The organism is Pseudomonas sp. FBF18, assembly GCF_024261405.1.
Taxonomy (GTDB): Bacteria; Pseudomonadota; Gammaproteobacteria; order Pseudomonadales; family Pseudomonadaceae; genus Aquipseudomonas; species Aquipseudomonas palmensis.
The window spans coordinates 1-17,071 of the sequence record NZ_QKRS01000020.1; the positions used below are offsets into that span (position 1 = coordinate 1).

Annotated in this window: 16 protein-coding genes; 12 read left to right on the top strand and 4 right to left on the bottom strand. The window is 65.7% G+C overall.

Going from position 1 to position 17,071, the window contains the following annotated elements; genetic code table 11:
• The coding region (locus DN387_RS22990; protein ID WP_254506365.1) for a cbb3-type cytochrome c oxidase subunit I at positions 1-793 on the bottom strand (793 nt) is incomplete at its 3' end.
• Between the two features lie 451 nt (positions 794-1,244).
• On the opposite strand from DN387_RS22990, the gene DN387_RS22995 reads away from it, so the two are divergent.
• The 7 genes from DN387_RS22995 to DN387_RS23025 all read left to right on the top strand — a co-directional run bounded on the left by DN387_RS22995 (position 1,245) and on the right by DN387_RS23025 (position 9,322).
• A complete protein-coding gene (locus DN387_RS22995; RefSeq protein ID WP_054915445.1) occupies positions 1,245-2,861 on the top strand; it encodes a phosphopantetheine-binding protein in 1,617 nt (538 codons plus the stop codon).
• Positions 2,848-4,425 carry a class I adenylate-forming enzyme family protein gene (locus DN387_RS23000; RefSeq protein ID WP_052504287.1) on the top strand — a complete coding sequence of 526 codons (1,578 nt, stop codon included), beginning with the start codon at positions 2,848-2,850 and terminating at the stop codon, positions 4,423-4,425. Before DN387_RS22995 ends, DN387_RS23000 begins: the two co-directional genes overlap by 14 nt.
• A gap of 58 nt (positions 4,426-4,483) precedes the next feature.
• Positions 4,484-5,410 (top strand): alpha/beta fold hydrolase, encoded by a 927-nt coding sequence (locus DN387_RS23005; RefSeq protein ID WP_043863019.1) that lies wholly within the window; start codon positions 4,484-4,486, stop codon positions 5,408-5,410.
• Between the two features lie 12 nt (positions 5,411-5,422).
• Positions 5,423-6,109 (top strand): ribulose-phosphate 3-epimerase, encoded by a 687-nt coding sequence (gene rpe / locus DN387_RS23010; protein ID WP_043863018.1) that lies wholly within the window; start codon positions 5,423-5,425, stop codon positions 6,107-6,109.
• Between the two features lie 27 nt (positions 6,110-6,136).
• Positions 6,137-7,222, top strand: a complete 1,086-nt coding sequence (gene hemE / locus DN387_RS23015) for a uroporphyrinogen decarboxylase (protein ID WP_054915444.1) — start codon at positions 6,137-6,139, stop codon at positions 7,220-7,222.
• Positions 7,215-7,643 carry a MarR family winged helix-turn-helix transcriptional regulator gene (locus DN387_RS23020; RefSeq protein WP_043863016.1) on the top strand — a complete coding sequence of 143 codons (429 nt, stop codon included), beginning with the start codon at positions 7,215-7,217 and terminating at the stop codon, positions 7,641-7,643. Before hemE ends, DN387_RS23020 begins: the two co-directional genes overlap by 8 nt.
• A gap of 179 nt (positions 7,644-7,822) precedes the next feature.
• Positions 7,823-9,322: an aldehyde dehydrogenase family protein gene (locus tag DN387_RS23025; RefSeq protein ID WP_054915443.1), complete on the top strand. Its 1,500-nt coding sequence runs from the start codon at positions 7,823-7,825 to the stop codon at positions 9,320-9,322.
• A gap of 23 nt (positions 9,323-9,345) precedes the next feature.
• Here the strand turns inward: DN387_RS23025 and feaR are convergent, their stop codons facing one another.
• From feaR to paaY, 3 genes are all read right to left on the bottom strand, one after another.
• Positions 9,346-10,254 (bottom strand): transcriptional regulator FeaR, encoded by a 909-nt coding sequence (feaR, locus tag DN387_RS23030; protein WP_054915442.1) that lies wholly within the window; start codon positions 10,252-10,254, stop codon positions 9,346-9,348.
• A 66-nt stretch (positions 10,255-10,320) separates the two neighbouring features.
• Positions 10,321-11,244, bottom strand: a complete 924-nt coding sequence (paaX, locus tag DN387_RS23035) for a phenylacetic acid degradation operon negative regulatory protein PaaX (protein WP_054915441.1) — start codon at positions 11,242-11,244, stop codon at positions 10,321-10,323.
• Positions 11,245-11,317: 73 nt separating this feature from the next.
• Positions 11,318-11,914, bottom strand: coding sequence for a phenylacetic acid degradation protein PaaY (gene paaY, locus DN387_RS23040; protein ID WP_043863012.1), 597 nt, complete (start codon positions 11,912-11,914; stop codon positions 11,318-11,320).
• 261 nt (positions 11,915-12,175) lie between these two features.
• Here paaY and paaF point away from each other — a divergent pair, with 261 nt between their 5' ends.
• Genes paaF through pcaF form a run of 5 tightly spaced genes read left to right on the top strand, consistent with a single transcriptional unit; the run spans position 12,176 to position 17,002 of the window.
• Positions 12,176-12,949 (top strand): 2,3-dehydroadipyl-CoA hydratase PaaF, encoded by a 774-nt coding sequence (paaF, locus tag DN387_RS23045; protein WP_054915468.1) that lies wholly within the window; start codon positions 12,176-12,178, stop codon positions 12,947-12,949.
• Positions 12,950-12,993: 44 nt separating this feature from the next.
• Positions 12,994-13,785 carry a 2-(1,2-epoxy-1,2-dihydrophenyl)acetyl-CoA isomerase PaaG gene (gene paaG / locus DN387_RS23050; RefSeq protein ID WP_054915440.1) on the top strand — a complete coding sequence of 264 codons (792 nt, stop codon included), beginning with the start codon at positions 12,994-12,996 and terminating at the stop codon, positions 13,783-13,785.
• A 2-nt stretch (positions 13,786-13,787) separates the two neighbouring features.
• Positions 13,788-15,362 (top strand): 3-hydroxyacyl-CoA dehydrogenase PaaH, encoded by a 1,575-nt coding sequence (gene paaH, locus DN387_RS23055; RefSeq protein ID WP_054915439.1) that lies wholly within the window; start codon positions 13,788-13,790, stop codon positions 15,360-15,362.
• The gene (gene paaI, locus DN387_RS23060; protein WP_043863008.1) at positions 15,355-15,804 is read left to right on the top strand and encodes a hydroxyphenylacetyl-CoA thioesterase PaaI; all 450 of its coding nucleotides are present in this window, start codon (positions 15,355-15,357) and stop codon (positions 15,802-15,804) included. The genes paaH and paaI overlap by 8 nt, the downstream gene beginning before the upstream one ends.
• The gene (gene pcaF / locus DN387_RS23065) at positions 15,797-17,002 is read left to right on the top strand and encodes a 3-oxoadipyl-CoA thiolase (protein ID WP_054915438.1); all 1,206 of its coding nucleotides are present in this window, start codon (positions 15,797-15,799) and stop codon (positions 17,000-17,002) included. Before paaI ends, pcaF begins: the two co-directional genes overlap by 8 nt.
• Positions 17,003-17,071 lie beyond the last annotated feature (69 nt).

The window sequence follows — 17,071 nt, forward strand, 5'->3', positions numbered from 1 at the left end:
GGGCGGTGTAGTGCAGGTGGTGGGGGCCTGCCCAGATGTACAGGGTGATCAGCGCCCAGAAGTGCACGATCGACAGGCGGTAGGAGTACACCGGCTTGCCGACCTGCTTGGGCACGAAGTAGTACATCATCCCCAGGAAGCCGGTGGTCAGGAAGAAGCCCACCGCGTTGTGGCCGTACCACCACTGCACCATCGCATCGGTGGCCCCCGCGTACACCGGGTAGGACTTGAACCAGCTGACCGGAATCGACAGGTGGTTGACCACGTGCAGCATCGCGATGACCACGATGAAGGCCCCGAAGAACCAGTTGCCGACATAGATGTGCGTGCCCTTGCGGCGCAGCAGGGTGCCGAAGAACACCACGCCATAGGCCACCCACACGATTGCCATCCACACCGCGCCGGTGAATTCGATCTCGGCGTATTCCTTGGTGGTGGTAAGGCCCAGGGGCAGGCTCAGCAGCATGATCACGATGGTCGCCTGCCAGCCCCAGAAGGTGAAGGCGGTCAGCCAGTCGCTGTAAAGGCGTACCTGGCAGGTGCGCTGCACCGCGTAGTAGCTGGCGGCAAATTGCGCGCTGCCGGCGAAACCGAAGATCACCAGGCTGGTGTGCAGGGGGCGCAGGCGGCCGAAGGTGGTCCAGGGCAGGTCCAGGTTGAGCTCCGGCCAGACCAGTTGCGAGGCGATCCATACGCCCATGGCCATGCCGACGATGCCCCACACCACCGTCATGACCACGAACTGCCGGACCACCTTGTAGTTGTAGGCCTGTGCCTGTTGATGAGTACTCATGGCTGTTTATCCGCGTTTCCTTCCTAGCCCACCCCCCGACGGGACGAGCACAGGCGCTGACTCTAGAAAGCCTGCCGCAGACAAAACAGACTCAGAAACAGGCCTTATATACGGATCAGATAAAAGCCCTGTATTCATTGGGCAAAAGCGCTACTGATCTGTAACAGGTGCGACATTTGAACGCTGTTATGCGGCCTAAATCGCAGTCAACGGGGTGACCATCGGCCGCAGCCAGGGTTCATTGGAATTATCTTGACATCACCGCGAAACGCAGTAGAGAATTTCACAAACTTTGCGCGCAAAGTTTTGCAGGCAGGGGCTTTCTGTCGTTGTTGCAGGCGTTGCGCGATCCGATACGACACTTAACGCGCCAGGGCTAACGGGACGACGCAGGTGCGCATCCCGCGCACGCATTCGGCACCGGAAAATATAATAACGAAGGGAGCAACAGATGAAGCTTTCCAAAGAATTGGTCCTCCAGGCAAAGGCGACATTCGGTACGCCTACCTACCTGTATGACGAGGCGGTGCTGCGCAGCAGTTTCAATGAACTGCGCGACGCCTTGCCCGACTGCGTGGATATCTTCTACGCGCTCAAGGTCAATCCGAATCTGTCGCTGGTGAAGCTGATCCGTTCGTACGGCGGCAACACCGAGGTCTGTTCGCTGGGCGAGCTGGAAATCGCCCTGAAGGCGGGCGTTGCACCCCAGGACATCATTTTCCTGGGCCCCTACAAGAAGCCCGAGGAACACCGCCGGGCGCTGGAAGTGGGGGTGTTCGCCATCGTCGTCGAATCCGAAACCGAACTGCGCGCGCTCTCTGCCCTGGCCGGCTCGCTGGGCTGTACCGCACCGGTGGCCATTCGCATCAATCCCAATTTCTCGGCCTCGGGCTCGCCCTGGAAGATGGGCGGGCGCCCGACCCACTTCGGTATCGAGGAAGACACCGCAGTGGCCAATTTCGGCCAGTACCTGGCGCTGCCCAACCTGCATATCAAGGGCATTCACGTCTACAACGGCACCAAGATCCTCGACGCCCAGTCGGTGTATGACAATGCCAGCTACATCCTCGACCTGTACCGCAACCTCACCCTTCGCTACGACCTGGACCTGAGCATGGTCGACGTCGGCGGCGGCCTGGGCATCAAGTACTACGAGAACGAAAAGGAACTCGACACCCGTCAGCTCAAGCAGCTGCTGGCCCCGCTGTTCGACAGTTTCCATCGCCAGTTCCCGCGTACCCGCATCATCGTCGAGTCCGGCCGTTTCGTGGCCGGCAAATGCGGCGCGCTGCTGGTCACCGTCGACAACATCAAGCACAACCACGGCAAGACCTTCGCCGTGACCGACGGCGGCACCAACTGCCACGGTGCCGCGGCGGGCAGCGGCCAGGTGCTCAAGCGCAATTTTCGCATCGTGCACGCCACCGGCAGCAATGGCGCGCCGCTGCGCGAGTACCATATCTCCGGCCCGCTGTGCAGCCCCGACGACCTGCTGGGGCGTGACGTGCGCATCGAGACCCTGAGCGAAGGCGACCTGCTGGCGGTGACGGCCTCCGGTGCCTATGGCCCCACGGCCTCGCCGACCCTGTTCCACAGCCATGGTCACCCGGCCGAGGTGATCGTCAGCCACGGCCGCCTGTTCCTGGCCAGGGCCCGTCAGACCGCACTGGAGATCCGCGACAGCCACGCCGACGTGGCGCTGGACGACATGCTCGCCGCCCCGGCCAGTGCACCTGCTGCCAGCAGCGCACCGGGCGTGACGGCCAGCGGCGCCACGCAGGCGCAACTGATCGAGATCCTGCGGGTGGTGCTCAAGCTGCCAGCCAGTACCGAGGTGCGTGCCGACTCGCACCTGCGTGACCACCTGGGGCTCGACTCGCTCACCTCGATGGAGCTGCTGGTCAGCCTGGAGGACGAGATCGAAGGCTTCTTCGTCAACCCCGACACCATTGCCCCCGGGCACTTCAATACCGTGACGACGCTGGCGCAGTACATCGACGCCAACCGCCAGAACGCCCCCGAAACCGCCTCGCAAGGCCAGCCAGAGGTACAGTATGAGCCGGTCTAGCGTGCTCCTGCAGCAGGTACTGGAGGCCAGCAACGGCCTGTACCCGCGCAAGGCGGCAGTCATCTATGCCGATGAAACCTACACCTATGCCGACCTCGACGATTCCAGTTCGCGGCTGGCCTCGGGCTTGCAGGCCTGTGGCCTGCAGCGTCAGGAGCGGGTGGTGCTGTGCCTGGGCAACCGGGTAGAAACCATCTGTGCCTTCTGGGGTGTGCTCAAGGCCGGTGGCGTGGTGGTCAATGTCGGCCTGGAGACCCACGCCGAGGGCCTTGACTACATCGTGCGGGACGCCGAGGCCTCGGTGCTGATCACCACCTCGGAGAAGTTCGCCAGCCTGTCGGTGGACACCCCGAGCCTGCCGTACCTGCGCACCATCGTGCTGCTGGACGGCGAGGCCGACTCGGCGCTGACACGCACCTTCGAGGGTGTGCTGATGCAGGGCAACGGAGCTCCGGTGCCTTGCGGCACGCTGGACCTGGACCTGGCCGCGATCATCTATACCTCCGGGTCCACCGGCGAGCCCAAGGGCGTGATGCTGACCCATCGCAACATGCTCGCGGCGCTGTCGTCGCTGCACACCTACCTGGGCTACAACGACAGCGACCACGTGCTCTGCTCGTTGCCGCTGTCGTTCGACTATGGCCTGTACCAGATGATCATGGCGCTGAGCGCGGGCGCCACCCTGGTACTGGAAAAGGAATTCACCTGGCCGATCTTCCTGATCAAGAAGATCCGCCAGTACCAGATCACGGTCATCCCGTTCGTGCCCACCATGCTCATGCTGCTGCATGAGTACGCGAGCAAGCGCAACGCCAGTTTCGAGCACGTGCGCATGGTCACCAATACCGGCGCGGCGCTCAAGCCGCCGCACATTGCGCAGATGAAGGCGCTGTTTCCGCAGGCGCAGATCTTCTCCATGTACGGCCTGACCGAGTGCAAGCGCTGCACCTACCTGCCGCCAGAGGACATCGACAGCAAGCCGGGCAGCGTCGGCATCGCCATTCCCAACACCGAGTTGTGGCTGATCGACGAGCACGGCCAGCGCATCGACCAGGCCCACCAGGTGGGCCAGTTGGTGATTCGCGGCGCCACGGTCATGGCCGGCTACTGGCGCAACCCGCAGGCCACGGCGAAAAAGCTCAAGCCCGGCCCCTATCCCGGGGAGAGCGTGCTGCATACCGGCGACTACTGCCACCTGGACGAAGACGGCTACCTGTATTTCGAAGGCCGGATGGATCACGTGATCAAGTCCCGCGGCATGAAGGTCAGCCCGGCGGAAGTGGAAGACTTCTTCTATGCCATGGCGGGCATCGACGCGGCAGCGGTGGTCGGTGTCGAGGATGCTGCGGCCGGCGAAGGGCTGTGGGCTTTCGTGACCTTGAGCCAGGGCGTCACGCTCAGCGCCGAGCAGTTGCTCGAACGCTGCCGCGCCGGGCTCGAGCCGCACAAGGTGCCACTGGCAATCAGTATCGAGCTCACCTTGCCGCGTACCGCCAACGGCAAGTTCGACCTCAAGCAGTTGCAACACACGGCACGCTCGGCACAGCTGGCGGCCGCCGGCTGACAGGCGCTGCGGGTGTTGCCCGTTACCTCGAAACAATGCTTACGCAGGGAGTATCTACATGCGTCTTGGCAATAAAGGCAGGGACCAGACCCTGGACGTCAACGGGCAGACGTTTGCCCTGCGGGTCTGGGGCGAGGAGGGGGCTCATCCGGTATTGGCCGTGCATGGCTGGCTGGACAACGCCGCCTCGTTCGAACAGGTGGCGCCGTACCTGAAGGATTGCTTCGTGGTGGCACCGGACCTCGCCGGGCACGGACGCTCGGACCATCGGCGTGCCGACAGTGGCTACTATCTGTGGGAACATGCCGACGACATGAATACCCTGGTCGAGTGCATGGGCTGGAAGCGCTTTTCGGTGATCGGCCATTCCATGGGCAGCGGCATCGCGTCGATCCTGGGGGCGATGAACAAGTCCATCGACAGCATGATCTTCCTCGATGGCATGGGCGCTCCGTTCACCATCGCCGAAGAAGACACCGTGGAGCACCTGAAGAAGGCCCATCGCCTGATGCGCCTGGCCCTGCGCACCCGCCTGCATGGGTTTTCGGCCCCCGACAGCGTGCAGTTCAGCAGCGTCGAGGCGGCGGTCAACGAGCGGCGCAACAGTATCGACGGCCTGCTCTCGCCGGCCTCGGCACGCCTGCTGGCCATGCGCGACCTGCTCAGCGTGGGGGATGGCTACCGCTGGCGTCACGACCCGCGGCTGGTGCTGCCCGAACCGATGCAGCTGACCGAGCGTCAGGCCTGCGACTTCCTGCGCCAGATCAGTTGCCCGCTGCATGTGATGCTCGGGCGCCAGGGCCTGTTTGCCGGCCCGGAATTCGACAAGCGCAAAAAAGCGTTGCCCTGGGCCAGCCGTGTGCACTGGCATGATGGTGGGCACCATTTTCATCTCGAAGCGGCAAGTGACAGCCTGATCGCACAGATCAACACCGCCCTTGCGCAAAACGAGCAGGGCCCGGTGCGACGAATAGCCAATGAGTAACGGAGTAGGCGTGTGAAAGAGTTCTGGATTGCCCCGTCGATGCTGGCGGCCGATTTTGCCCGGTTGGGCGAGGAAGCCGAGCGGGTTCTGGCTGCCGGTGCCGACGTCATCCACATCGACGTGATGGACAACCACTACGTACCCAACCTGACCATGGGGCCGCAGTTCTGCAAGGCCCTGCGCAGCTACGGCATCACCGCGCCGCTGGATGTGCACCTGATGGTCACCCCCGTGGACCCGATGATCCAGGCATTTGCCGAGGCGGGTGCCGACTACATCTCGATTCACCCCGAGGCCACCGTTCACCTGGACCGCTCCCTGCAACTGATCAAGGATCTGGGGTGCAAGGCGGGCCTGGCCTTCAATCCGGCAACAGGGCTGGAGGAATGCAAGTATGTGTTCGACAAGCTCGACCTGTTGTTGCTGATGTCGGTCAACCCCGGCTTCGGCGGGCAGTCGTTCATCCCGGCGGTCTTGCCCAAGATCGAAGCAGCGCGCAAGCTGATCGATGCCAGTGGCCGTGACATCCGCCTGGAAGTGGATGGCGGGGTCAACCTTCACACCATCGGCCAGGTCGCTGCGGCCGGTGCCGACATGTTCGTGGCCGGTACGGCGATCTTTTCCCAGCCCGATTACCGCGCCACGCTCCACGCCTTGCGCAGCACGATTGCCGATGCCGCCCCGCGGCGCCAGTCATGAGCTGTGCAGTGAATTTCGCGAACCAGCATGAGTTACCCGTCCTTGCACAATAATACGTTTATCAAGGCCTTGCTGCGCCAACCCACGGCGCATACGCCTGTCTGGCTGATGCGCCAGGCCGGCCGCTACCTGCCCGAGCATCGAGCCCTGCGTGCCAGGGCCGGCTCGTACCTGGACCTGGTGAAGAACCCGGACCTGGCCACCGAGGCCAGCCTGCAACCGCTGCGCCGTTTCAGCCTGGATGCCGCCGTGGTGTTCGCCGACATGCTCAGCCTGCCCGACGCCATGGGGCTGGGCCTGTACTGCGTGAACGGCGATGGCCCGCGCTTTCGTCACCCCTTGCGTGACGAGGCGGCCATCGAGCGCCTGCGCGTGCCCGAACCCGAGGCGCTGGAGCACACCTACCAGACCCTTGCCCAGGTGCGTCACGAACTGGAGGGCAAGGTGCCGGTGGTGGGCTTTGCCGCAAGCCCCTGGACCCTGGCCTGCTACATGGTCGAGGGTGGCCCGCCGGGCGACTGCCAGTTGATCAAGAAGATGCTCTACCGTCGCCCGGAACTGCTGCACCGGTTGCTCAAGGTGCTCGGTCACGCGGTGGCTGCCGACCTCAATGCACAGATCGAGTCCGGCGCCCAGGCGGTGATGCTGGTGGACAGCTTCGGCGGTGTGCTGGCCGACGCTGCCTATCGGCGTTTCTCCCTGTATTACCTGCGTGAAGTGCTGGCGCGCCTGCACAAGACCCAGCATGGCGTGCGCATTCCCTCCATCGTGCATACCCGTGGTGGCGCCCAGTGGCTCAGCCCGCTGGCCGACAGCGGCGCCGATGCGCTGGGCCTGGACTGGACGTGTGACCTGGCGCTGGCACGCCAGCTGGTGGGCAACTGCGTGGCGCTGCAGGGCAACCTCGACCCGGCCGTGCTGCTGGCAGACGAGGCGAGCATTCGCCGCGAGGTGCGACGCACCCTGCAGACGTTCGGACCACCAGCGGCCGGTTTCGGCCATGTGTTCAACCTGGGGCAGGGCATTTCGCCGGCCACTTCGCCAGAGGCGGTTGCAGTACTGGTCGACGCGGTGCATCACTACAGCCGCGTCGCGGGAGGTGTGCATGCTTGACCCGACGTTCGACTTCGACAAGATGCTGTGTTTCTCGCTGTATTCGACAGCCAACGCCATGGTTCGGGACTATGCCGAACCGCTCAAGCGACGTGGCGTCACCTACCCGCAACTGCTGGTGATGGCCGGGTTGTGGGGCAAGGATGATGTGTCGATCAGCGCCTTGAGCGAGCTCACCCTGTTCGACCTGGGCACGTTGACGCCAATCGTCAAGCGCCTGGCGGATGCGGGGTTCATCACCGTGTACCTGGACCCCAGCGACCGACGCCGACGCAACCTGCTGCTGACCGACAAGGGCCGTGAGCTCAAGGCCGAGGCGGCGCAGGTGTTCAGCAACATGGCGTGCAAGATCGACCTGGGCGAGGGCGAGGTGGAGCAGGTGCTCAACGTGTGCCACCGGATCCGTACCCGCCTGCGCTGACCCGCACCCATTCGCCAGCAAGGCCTGCTCCTGTAGGAGCCAGCCTTGCTGGCGAACAGCCACACCACCCACCACATTGGCACACCCGCCAACCTCCCTGGCAGCCAGCGAAACACCCCACCTTCAGCAGCGCCATACACTCTCCTGGGATGTTCCCAACCATAACAAAAGGAGTGTTCATGACTGCCGGCACCGTACCCCTGCTAGCCAGTGTCCAGCGTTTTCTCGGACGCCAACACGGCCTGTACATCAATGGCGGCTGGCGGCCGTCCACCTCCAGCCAGACCCTTACCGTCTTCAACCCGGCCAACGGCCAACCCATTGCCGTGACCCCCGATGCCAGCGCCGAGGATGTCGATCAGGCCGTGCAATCGGCGCATCGGGCATTCGTCAGTGGCGTGTGGGCGCGCCGCGCCCCGGCCGAGCGCGAGCGTATCCTGCTGCGCTACGCCGATTTGCTCGAACAGCACGGTGAAGAGCTGGCCCAGCTCGAAACCCTGGAACAAGGCAAGTCGATCAACATCGCCCGCGCCTTCGAAGTCGGCAGTACCCTGAACTGGATGCGCTACACCGCCGGCCTCACCACCAAGATCTGCGGGCGCACCCTGGATGTGTCGATCCCGGTGCCTGAAGGCGCCCGCTACACCGCCTATACGCGCAAGGAGCCGGTCGGCGTGGTGGCTGGCATCGTGCCGTGGAACTTCCCGCTGATGATCGGCATGTGGAAGGTGATGCCCGCCCTGGCGGCCGGCTGCTCGATCGTCATCAAGCCCTCCGAGATCACCCCGTTGACCCTGATGCGCATGGCCGAGCTGGCCACCGAGGCCGGCATTCCGGACGGCGTGTTCAACCTGATCACCGGCAGCGGCAGCGTATGCGGCAGCGCCCTCACCAGCCACCCGCGGGTGGCGAAGATCAGCTTTACCGGCTCCACCGCCACCGGCAAGCACATCGCCCGTTCGGCGGTCGACCGCCTGACGCGCCTGTCACTGGAGCTGGGTGGCAAGAACCCTGCAATCGTGCTGGCCGACGCCGATCCGCAGCAGGTGATCGAAGGCCTGATGATGGGCAGCTTCCTCAACCAGGGGCAGGTGTGCGCCGCCAGTTCGCGTATCTATGTCGAGGCGCCGCTGTTCGACCGCCTGGCAGCGGATTTCGAGCAGGCGATCAAGGGGCTGAGCGTAGGCCCGGGCCTGGACCCCAGCGCGCAGATCAACGCCCTGGCTTCCGGCGCGCACCAGCAGTCGGTGCAGGCCTACCTGGCCGATGCCCGCGAGCAGGGCGCGCAGATCATCAGCGGTGCCAGCGCGCCGGATGCCAATGGCTACTACGTCAGCCCGTCATTGATCCTCAACCCCGACGACAACCTGCGCCTGACCCGCAGCGAAGTGTTCGGCCCGGTGCTGAGCCTGACCCGCGTGGCCGATGTGGAAGAAGCGCTGGCCCGCGCCAACGACAGCGACTATGGCCTGACCGCCAGCCTGTGGACCACCAGCCTCAAGTCGGCCATGGACCTCACCCCGCGCATCGAGGCCGGCACCGTGTGGGTCAACAGCCACACCCTGATCGATGCCAACATGCCGTTTGGCGGCTTCAAGCAATCCGGTACCGGGCGTGATTTCGGCGTCGACTGGCTGGACGCCTTCACCGAGACCAAGTCGGTGTGCGTCCGCCACTGAGGCGGCTGGCAGGCCGCAGGCGCTCAGCTGTAGCGCTTGCGGTACTCGCCGGGCGACACGCCAAAGCGCTGCTTGAACGCGGTGGTGAAGTAACTGCTGTTGGAGAAGCCCCAGGTGTACCCCAGCGCCGACAGCTTGAGGGTCGACTGCGGGTTGCGCAGGGTTTCGGCGCAGATGTCCAGGCGCCGGTTCTTGATGTACTGCGCGATCACCAGGCCCTTCTTGGCGAACACCCGGTACAGCCCGCGCATCGACACGCCGATGTCCCGCGCGATCATCTCCGGGCACAGCCCCTCGTCGGCAATGTGCGCCTCGATCAGCGCCAGGCTTTTGCGAAAGATGCGTTCATGCGGGTCGGGGTTGCTGTCGCTGCCGCACAGTGCCGGGCGCATCAGGCTGATCAGCGCATCGATCACCGCTTCGCTTTCGGCCAGGCTCACCTCGTCCAGCTGGGTCGAGGACAACAGCATCTGCTGGGCGAGCAGGGCGACCGGCGAGCCGGCCGGGATCTTGCGCCCGATCTCCACCGGGGTGAAGCGCAGCAGCTGGTCGACCCGGTCGTGGGGCAGTATCAGCGAGATCTGCTGGGAGGCATCGCCAAAGGTGAAGTCGCTGGGGCGTGCACTGTCGATCAGCAGGATGTCCCCCGGCATCAGCACTTCGCGGGCGTCGTCCTGGGCCATGTTGGCCATGCCCTTGAGCTGGAACACCGCAAAGTACTTGTGTTCGCTGCTGCGCTGCACCTCGCGCGGCGTGCGCAGCAGCCGCGCGTGAGAGCTGCTCACGTGACTGAAGCGCAGGGCGCCCAGCTGGCGGGGGCGAATCTCACCGCTGAACGCATCCCCCAGCGCGGCACCGTCGAACTCGCCGCAGGCATGGTTGATGTCGGCCAGCCATTGCTGGAAGTGCTGCTGGGCAGTAGCGGTATTCATGGGTCACACCTCACACCTGGCATTGTTGTTAGGGTGCATGTGATGGCTGGGGGCACGCGCTGCAGGTTAGCGCAGCCCGCCGAAGCGCCGGTAGAAGTTTTCGCTGGCATCGGGCAGCGGGCCGTCTGCGGTTTCCATCGCACTGCTCAGCCACTGTTCGGCCGGGGCACAGGTCAGTCGATACAGGTTGCGGCACAGCTGGCGTGCGGCGCGGCCTTCCCAGTCGCCCGGCAGCAGTTCGTCGGGCAGGTGCGGGTCGCGCAGCAGCAGCTTGCGGTACTCGTGAATCAGCAGCAGGCGCACCATGAAGCAGTCCATCGGCTGCAGGCTGTCCTGCTCGCGCAGCGCCTGCCACACCGGGCGAAACAGCTGGATGAACTCGCTGTACTGCGCCCCCAGCTCCTCGATACGCCAGCTTTCGCGCACCTGGGCACGCAAGGCGCGGGAGGCCATCACGTCCTGGCCGGTGGTCTCGAACAGGATGGTGTCTTCCAGCGCGTCCAGGTCCAGCAGGGTGGCGTTGATGTCGGTGCGGTCGGCCCGCGGGCTGGCCAGCACCACCGGCGAGATGGCGCCAAAGCCTTGCCATTCGAGCTCTTCGCGCACCTGCTTGCGCTTGTCGGCAGACAGCTGGGTGAGCATCGCCAGGTGCCAGGAGCCATCCCACTGCGGCACCACCGAGCTGTACACCCGCTTGAAAGCCTTGTCGAAACGCCGCCGCCCGGCACCGGTGAGGCTGTAGTAGCTGCGCCGGCCGACCTTTTCGGCGGTCAGCCAGCCTTCCTTGGTCAGGCGGAACATCGAGGTGCGGATCAGCCGCTCGTTGATGCCGAAGGGCTCGAGCAACTGGATCAGGCTGCCCAGCCACACGGTGCCGCCGTGGGGTTCGATGGCATCGCCATACAGGGTGACGATCAGCGAACTGGCACGGATCGGGATCTGTTCCTGGAAACGGGTGACGAGCTGATTGAGGGGCGCGAGCGACGACATGGAGGATCCGCTGGGTGAAACCCCGGAATATAACTGCCGTTTGTCCTTCAAGGCCAGCGTTGCCGCCGGCACTTCAGGCCGTGTGGTTTTTCGGGCGGAACGTACTGTCGCTGACACGTCTGCGGTCCTGTTCGGGTTGGCTCAAGGGGCTGCATTCCACCATCTGCTCCAGGCAGCGCCGGGTCAGTGCGTGGTACTCGCCCGTGCCGCCCTGCTTCCAGTGCACTTCAGCGTCGCTCAGGCTGCGTTTGACCTGGGCCGGCGAGCCCACCACCAGCGAGCGGGGCGGGCAGTCGAAGCCGGCCTTGACGAAGGCGGTGGCGCCGACGATCGAGCAGGCACCGATCACGGCGCCGTCCATGACCACCGCATTCATGCCCACCAGCGCATCGGCACCGATGCGGCAACCGTGCAGCACGGCGCCGTGGCCCACGTGCCCGTTGCGCTCGATCACCGTGTCGCTGTCGGGGAAGCCGTGCATCACGCAGGTGTCCTGCAGGTTGGCGCCCTGTTCGAGAATGATGCGTCCGAAATCGCCGCGCAGGCTGGCCAGCGGGCCTACATAGCAGTCGGGGCCGACGATCACGTCGCCAATCAGCACCGCCGAAGGGTGCACGTAGGCGCTGGGGTCGATGACCGGGGTGATTCCGCCAAGGCTGTAGCAGGTCATGTCGGTTTCCTGTGGACGGGGATGACAGCGAATATAACGTATTGTTACTTGTTTGCAATGCTTCGATGTATCGCTTCTTGGCGCTTTACTCGCTATAAGCGCAGTGTTTGCTGGGTTTGTTTGGCACGCATGGAAAACAAATAGACACAGACAAGTCGCGGTAATGTTGATTTTGTGTATCGTATTGTGGCTATACTCTGCCGCAATCGGCCTCGACCCAACAATAACAGCCAGCCTCGACTGGCCCGTGCGGTGACCGTCATGCCTGACACCCTGTTGCTTGATAACTCCCACGCCGGCATCTGCCTGGTGACGCTGCACCGCCCCGAGGTGCTCAATGCCCTCAACACCCGCCTGCTCGGCGAGCTGGCAGCCGAACTCGAGCGCCTGGAGCGTGACGACAGCTGCCGCGCCGTGGTGCTCACCGGCAGCCGCAAGGCGTTTGCCGCCGGCGCCGACATCAACGAGATGGCCGAGCGCGATGCGGTGGGCATCCTCAACGACCCGCGTGTTGCCTGTTGGCAGCAGATCAGCCGCTTCAGCAAGCCCCTGGTGGCGGCCGTCAACGGCTTTGCCCTGGGCGGTGGCTGCGAGCTGGCGATGCACGCCGACATCATCGTGGCGGGCGTGGATGCGCGTTTCGGCCAGCCGGAAATCAACCTGGGCATCATGCCTGGCGCCGGCGGTACCCAGCGTCTGCTGCGCGCGGTGGGCAAGTCCATGGCCATGCAGATGGTGCTCACCGGCGAGCCCATCGATGCGCGCACCGCGCAACAGGCCGGCCTGGTCAGCGAAATCACCCAACCCGAATTCACCGTCGAGCGCGCCGTGCAGATCGCCCAGGCCATCGCGCGCAAGGCCCCGCTGGCCGTGCGCCTGGCCAAGGAATCGCTGCTCAAGGCCATGGACACCGACCTTGCCAGCGGCCTGCGTTTCGAGCGCCACGCCTTCACCGTGCTGGCCGCCACCGATGACCGGCGCGAGGGCATCAGTGCCTTTCGCGAAAAACGCGCACCGGTGTTCACCGGCCGCTGAGTGCGCCGGCCCCTTTTACTTCAACCTTGCGAGCGGTACTGGTCATGACCTTCGAGCACATTCTTTTCGACATAGACGACGGCGTGGCCTTTCTGCGCCTGAATCGTCCCGAGCAACTCAACAGCTTCAACGCGCAGATGCACGCCGAAGTGAAGGAGGCGCTCAAGCAGGTACGCGCCAATGCCCAGGTGCGTGTGCTGCTGCTTACCGGTGAGGGCCGCGGCTTCTGTGCCGGGCAGGACCTGTCCGACCGCAACGTCGCGCCCGGTGCGCAGATGCCCGACCTGGGCGAGTCCATCGAAAAATTCTACAACCCGCTGATTCGCGCCCTGCGCGATTTGCCGCTGCCGGTGATCTGCGCGGTCAATGGCGTGGCCGCCGGCGCCGGGGCGAACATCCCGCTGGCCTGCGACCTGGTGCTGGCAGCGCGTTCGGCCAGCTTCATCCAGGCGTTCTGCAAACTCGGCCTGGTGCCCGACTCGGGCGGTACCTGGTTCCTGCCGCGGCTGGTCGGCGTGGCGCGGGCCAAGGCCCTGGCGCTGCTGGGCAACAAGCTGTCGGCCGAGCAGGCCGAGCAGTGGGGGCTGATCTACCGCTGCGTCGACGACGAGGCCCTGCGCGACGAGGCCCTGGGCTTGGCGCGACAGCTGGCGACACAGCCCACCTCGGGCCTGGCACTGATCAAGCGCGGGCTCAATGCCAGCCTGGGCAACAGCCTTGACCAGCAACTGGACCTGGAGCGCGACCTGCAGCGCCTGGCCGGGCGCAGCGAGGACTACCGCGAGGGCGTGGCCGCCTTCATGGCCAAGCGCGCCCCCGTGTTCAAGGGGTGCTGAGCATGAGCGCACTGGACACAAGCGTTGTGGTGGCGGTGATCGGTGCCGGGGCCATGGGCGCCGGCATTGCCCAGGTGGCGGCGCAGGCCGGGCATCCGGTGCTGCTGCACGACAGCCGCCCGGGGGCGGCGAGCGCGGCCATCGAGGGGCTGGGTGTGCAACTGGGCAAGCGGGTGGAGAAGGGCAAGCTCGACCCCGCGCAGCGCGAGGCCACCCTGGCGCGCCTGCACGCGGTGCAGGCGCTCGACGAGCTGGCGGATGCGGGGCTGGTGATCGAGGCCATCGTCGAGAACCTCGACGCCAAGCGCGAGCTGTTCGCTCGCCTGGAAGCAATCTGCACGGCCGACTGCGTGCTGGCCAGCAACACCTCGTCGCTGTCGATCACCCGCATCGCGGCCGGCCTGGCGCGGCCCGAGCGGTTCGTGGGGGTGCACTTCTTCAACCCTGCGCCGGTCATGGCGCTGGTCGAGATCGTCTCGGGGCTGGCCACGGCGCCGCAGGTAGCGGCCAGCCTGTATGCAACGGCCAGGGCCTGGGGCAAAGCGCCGGTGCATGCCAGCTCCAGCCCGGGCTTCATTGTCAACCGCGTGGCGCGCCCGTTCTATGCCGAAAGCCTGCGCCTGTTGCAGGAGGGTGCGGCCGAGTGCGCCACGCTGGATGCGTTGATGCGCGAGGCCGGCGGTTTTCGCATGGGCGCGTTCGAGCTGACCGACCTGATCGGGCATGACGTCAACTACGCGGTCACCTGTTCGGTGTTCGATGCCTATTACGGCGACATGCGCTTCCAGCCGTCGCTGATCCAGGCGGCGCTGGTGGATGCCGGCCGGCTGGGGCGCAAGAGTGGGCAGGGGTTCTATGACTATGGGCCCTCGGCCGCGCGCCCGGTGGTCAGCGAGCTGCGCAGTGGTTTGCGCATCGAGGCCTGCGAAGTCGAAGGCGACCTGGGCATTGCGCAGGGCTTGCTGGCGCGTCTCGAGGCGCACGGCATCAAGGTGTCCCGGGCCCCATCGCGGGTCGAGCCCGCGCCCACCGGTCGTTGTGGGAGCGGGCTTGACCCGCGATGCGGGCGCGCAGTCATACGCGTGGGCGACGCCGTGCTGGCCCTGACCGACGGTCGCCTGGCCAGCCAGCGCGCCCGCGACGAAGGCTTGCACAACCTCGTGCTGTTCGACCTGGCGCTGGACTACGCCACCGCCGGGCGCATCGGCATCAGCTGGTCCGCCGACACCACCCCCGCTGCCCGCGACCAGGCCGTGGCCTTGCTGCAGGCCGCGGGCCTGGTGGTCAGCCCGCTGGCCGACGTGCCGGGGCTGCTGGTGATGCGCACCGTGGCCATGCTTGCCAACGAAGCCGCCGACGCGGTGCTGCAGGGCGTGGCCACGGCGGCGGATGTCGACCTGGCCATGCGCAAGGGCGTGAACTACCCCCAAGGCCCGCTGGCCTGGGCAGACGCCATCGGCCCGACGCAGGTGCTGGCGGTACTCGACAATCTGCAGGCCGCCTACGGCGAAAGCCGCTACCGGCCATCACTGCTGCTGCGGCGCACGGTCGCCGAGGGGAGGGCATTGCATGACTGACCTGAACGCCACCGAGCTTGCCAGCCAATGTGCCCAGGCCATGCTCGCCCGTGACCGCGCCAGCCTCGCGCTGGGCATGCAACTGCTGAGCGTCGCGCCGGGCAGGGCGCGCCTGAGCATGCCGGTGCGCGCCGACATGATCCAGGGCCATGGCACCTGCCATGGCGGCTACATCTTCACCCTGGCCGACTCGGCGTTTGCCGTGGCCTGCAACACCTACAACCAGGTCACTATCGGCCTGGGCTGTAGCATCGACTACATCGCCCCGGCGCTGATGGGCGACACGCTCAATGCAAGTTGCGTGGAGCAGAGCCGTGGCGGACGCACCGGCAACTACGACGTGCGTGTGGAAAACCAGAACGGGCAGCTGATCGCGCTGTTCCATGGCAAATCTTACAAGGTGCAAGGCACAGTGCTTGCCCAGGAGACCGCAGATGAATGACGCCCTTATCATCGACGCCGTGCGCACCCCCATCGGGCGCTATGCCGGCGCGCTGAGCACGGTACGTGCCGACGACCTGGGCGCGGTGCCGCTGCGTGCGCTGATGGCGCGCCACCCGCAGGTGGACTGGTCGCAGGTGGACGACGTGCTGTTCGGCTGCGCCAACCAGGCCGGCGAAGACAATCGCAACGTGGCGCGCATGTCGGCGCTGCTGGCCGGCCTGCCGATAGACGTGCCGGGCACCACGGTCAACCGCCTGTGCGGCTCGGGCATGGACGCCATCGGCCTGGGCGCACGCTCGATCCGCAGTGGCGAAGCCGGCCTGCTGCTGGTGGGCGGGGTGGAGTCGATGTCACGCGCACCGCTGGTGATGGGCAAGGCCGAACAGGCCTTCTCGCGCCAGGCGCAACTGTACGACACCACCATTGGCTGGCGCTTCGTCAACGCCGCGATGGAAAAGGCGTATGGTATCGACTCGATGCCGGAGACTGCCGAAAACGTCGCCGCACAGTTCGGCATTTCCCGTGCCGACCAGGACGCCTTCGCCCTGCGCAGCCAGCAACGTGCGGCGGCTGCCCAGGCCAACGGGCGCCTGGCGCAGGAGATCGTGCCGGTGTCGATTGCCCAGCGCAAGGGCGAGCCCAGGCGCGTCGAGCACGACGAACACCCGCGTGGCGACACCACGCTGCAGATGCTGCAACGCCTGGGTACGCCGTTTCGCGAGGGCGGCAGTGTCACGGCGGGCAATGCCTCGGGGGTCAACGACGGTGCCTGTGCGCTGCTGCTGGCAAGCCCGGCGCAGGCTGCGCGCTTCGGGCTCAAGGCCCGTGGGCGGGTGGTGGCGATGGCCACGGCTGGCGTCGAGCCGCGCATCATGGGCATCGGCCCGGTGCCGGCCACGCGCAAGGTACTGGAACTGGCCAACCTGAACCTGGCCGACATGGATGTCATCGAGCTGAACGAAGCCTTCGCCGCGCAGGGCCTGGCGGTGCTGCGCGAGCTCGGGCTGGCTGACGACGACCCGCGGGTCAACCCCAATGGTGGCGCCATCGCCCTGGGGCATCCGCTGGGCATGAGCGGCGCTCGCCTGGTTACCACCGCACTGGTGGAACTGGAGCAGCGCGGCGGGCGGTACGCGCTGTGCACGATGTGCATCGGCGTGGGGCAGGGTATCGCGATGATCATCGAGCGAACCTGAGCCGGCAACACAGCGGGAGCCGTGCAGCTCTCACACTCGGGCCCGTCAGGGGTTGAACCATAAAAAGAA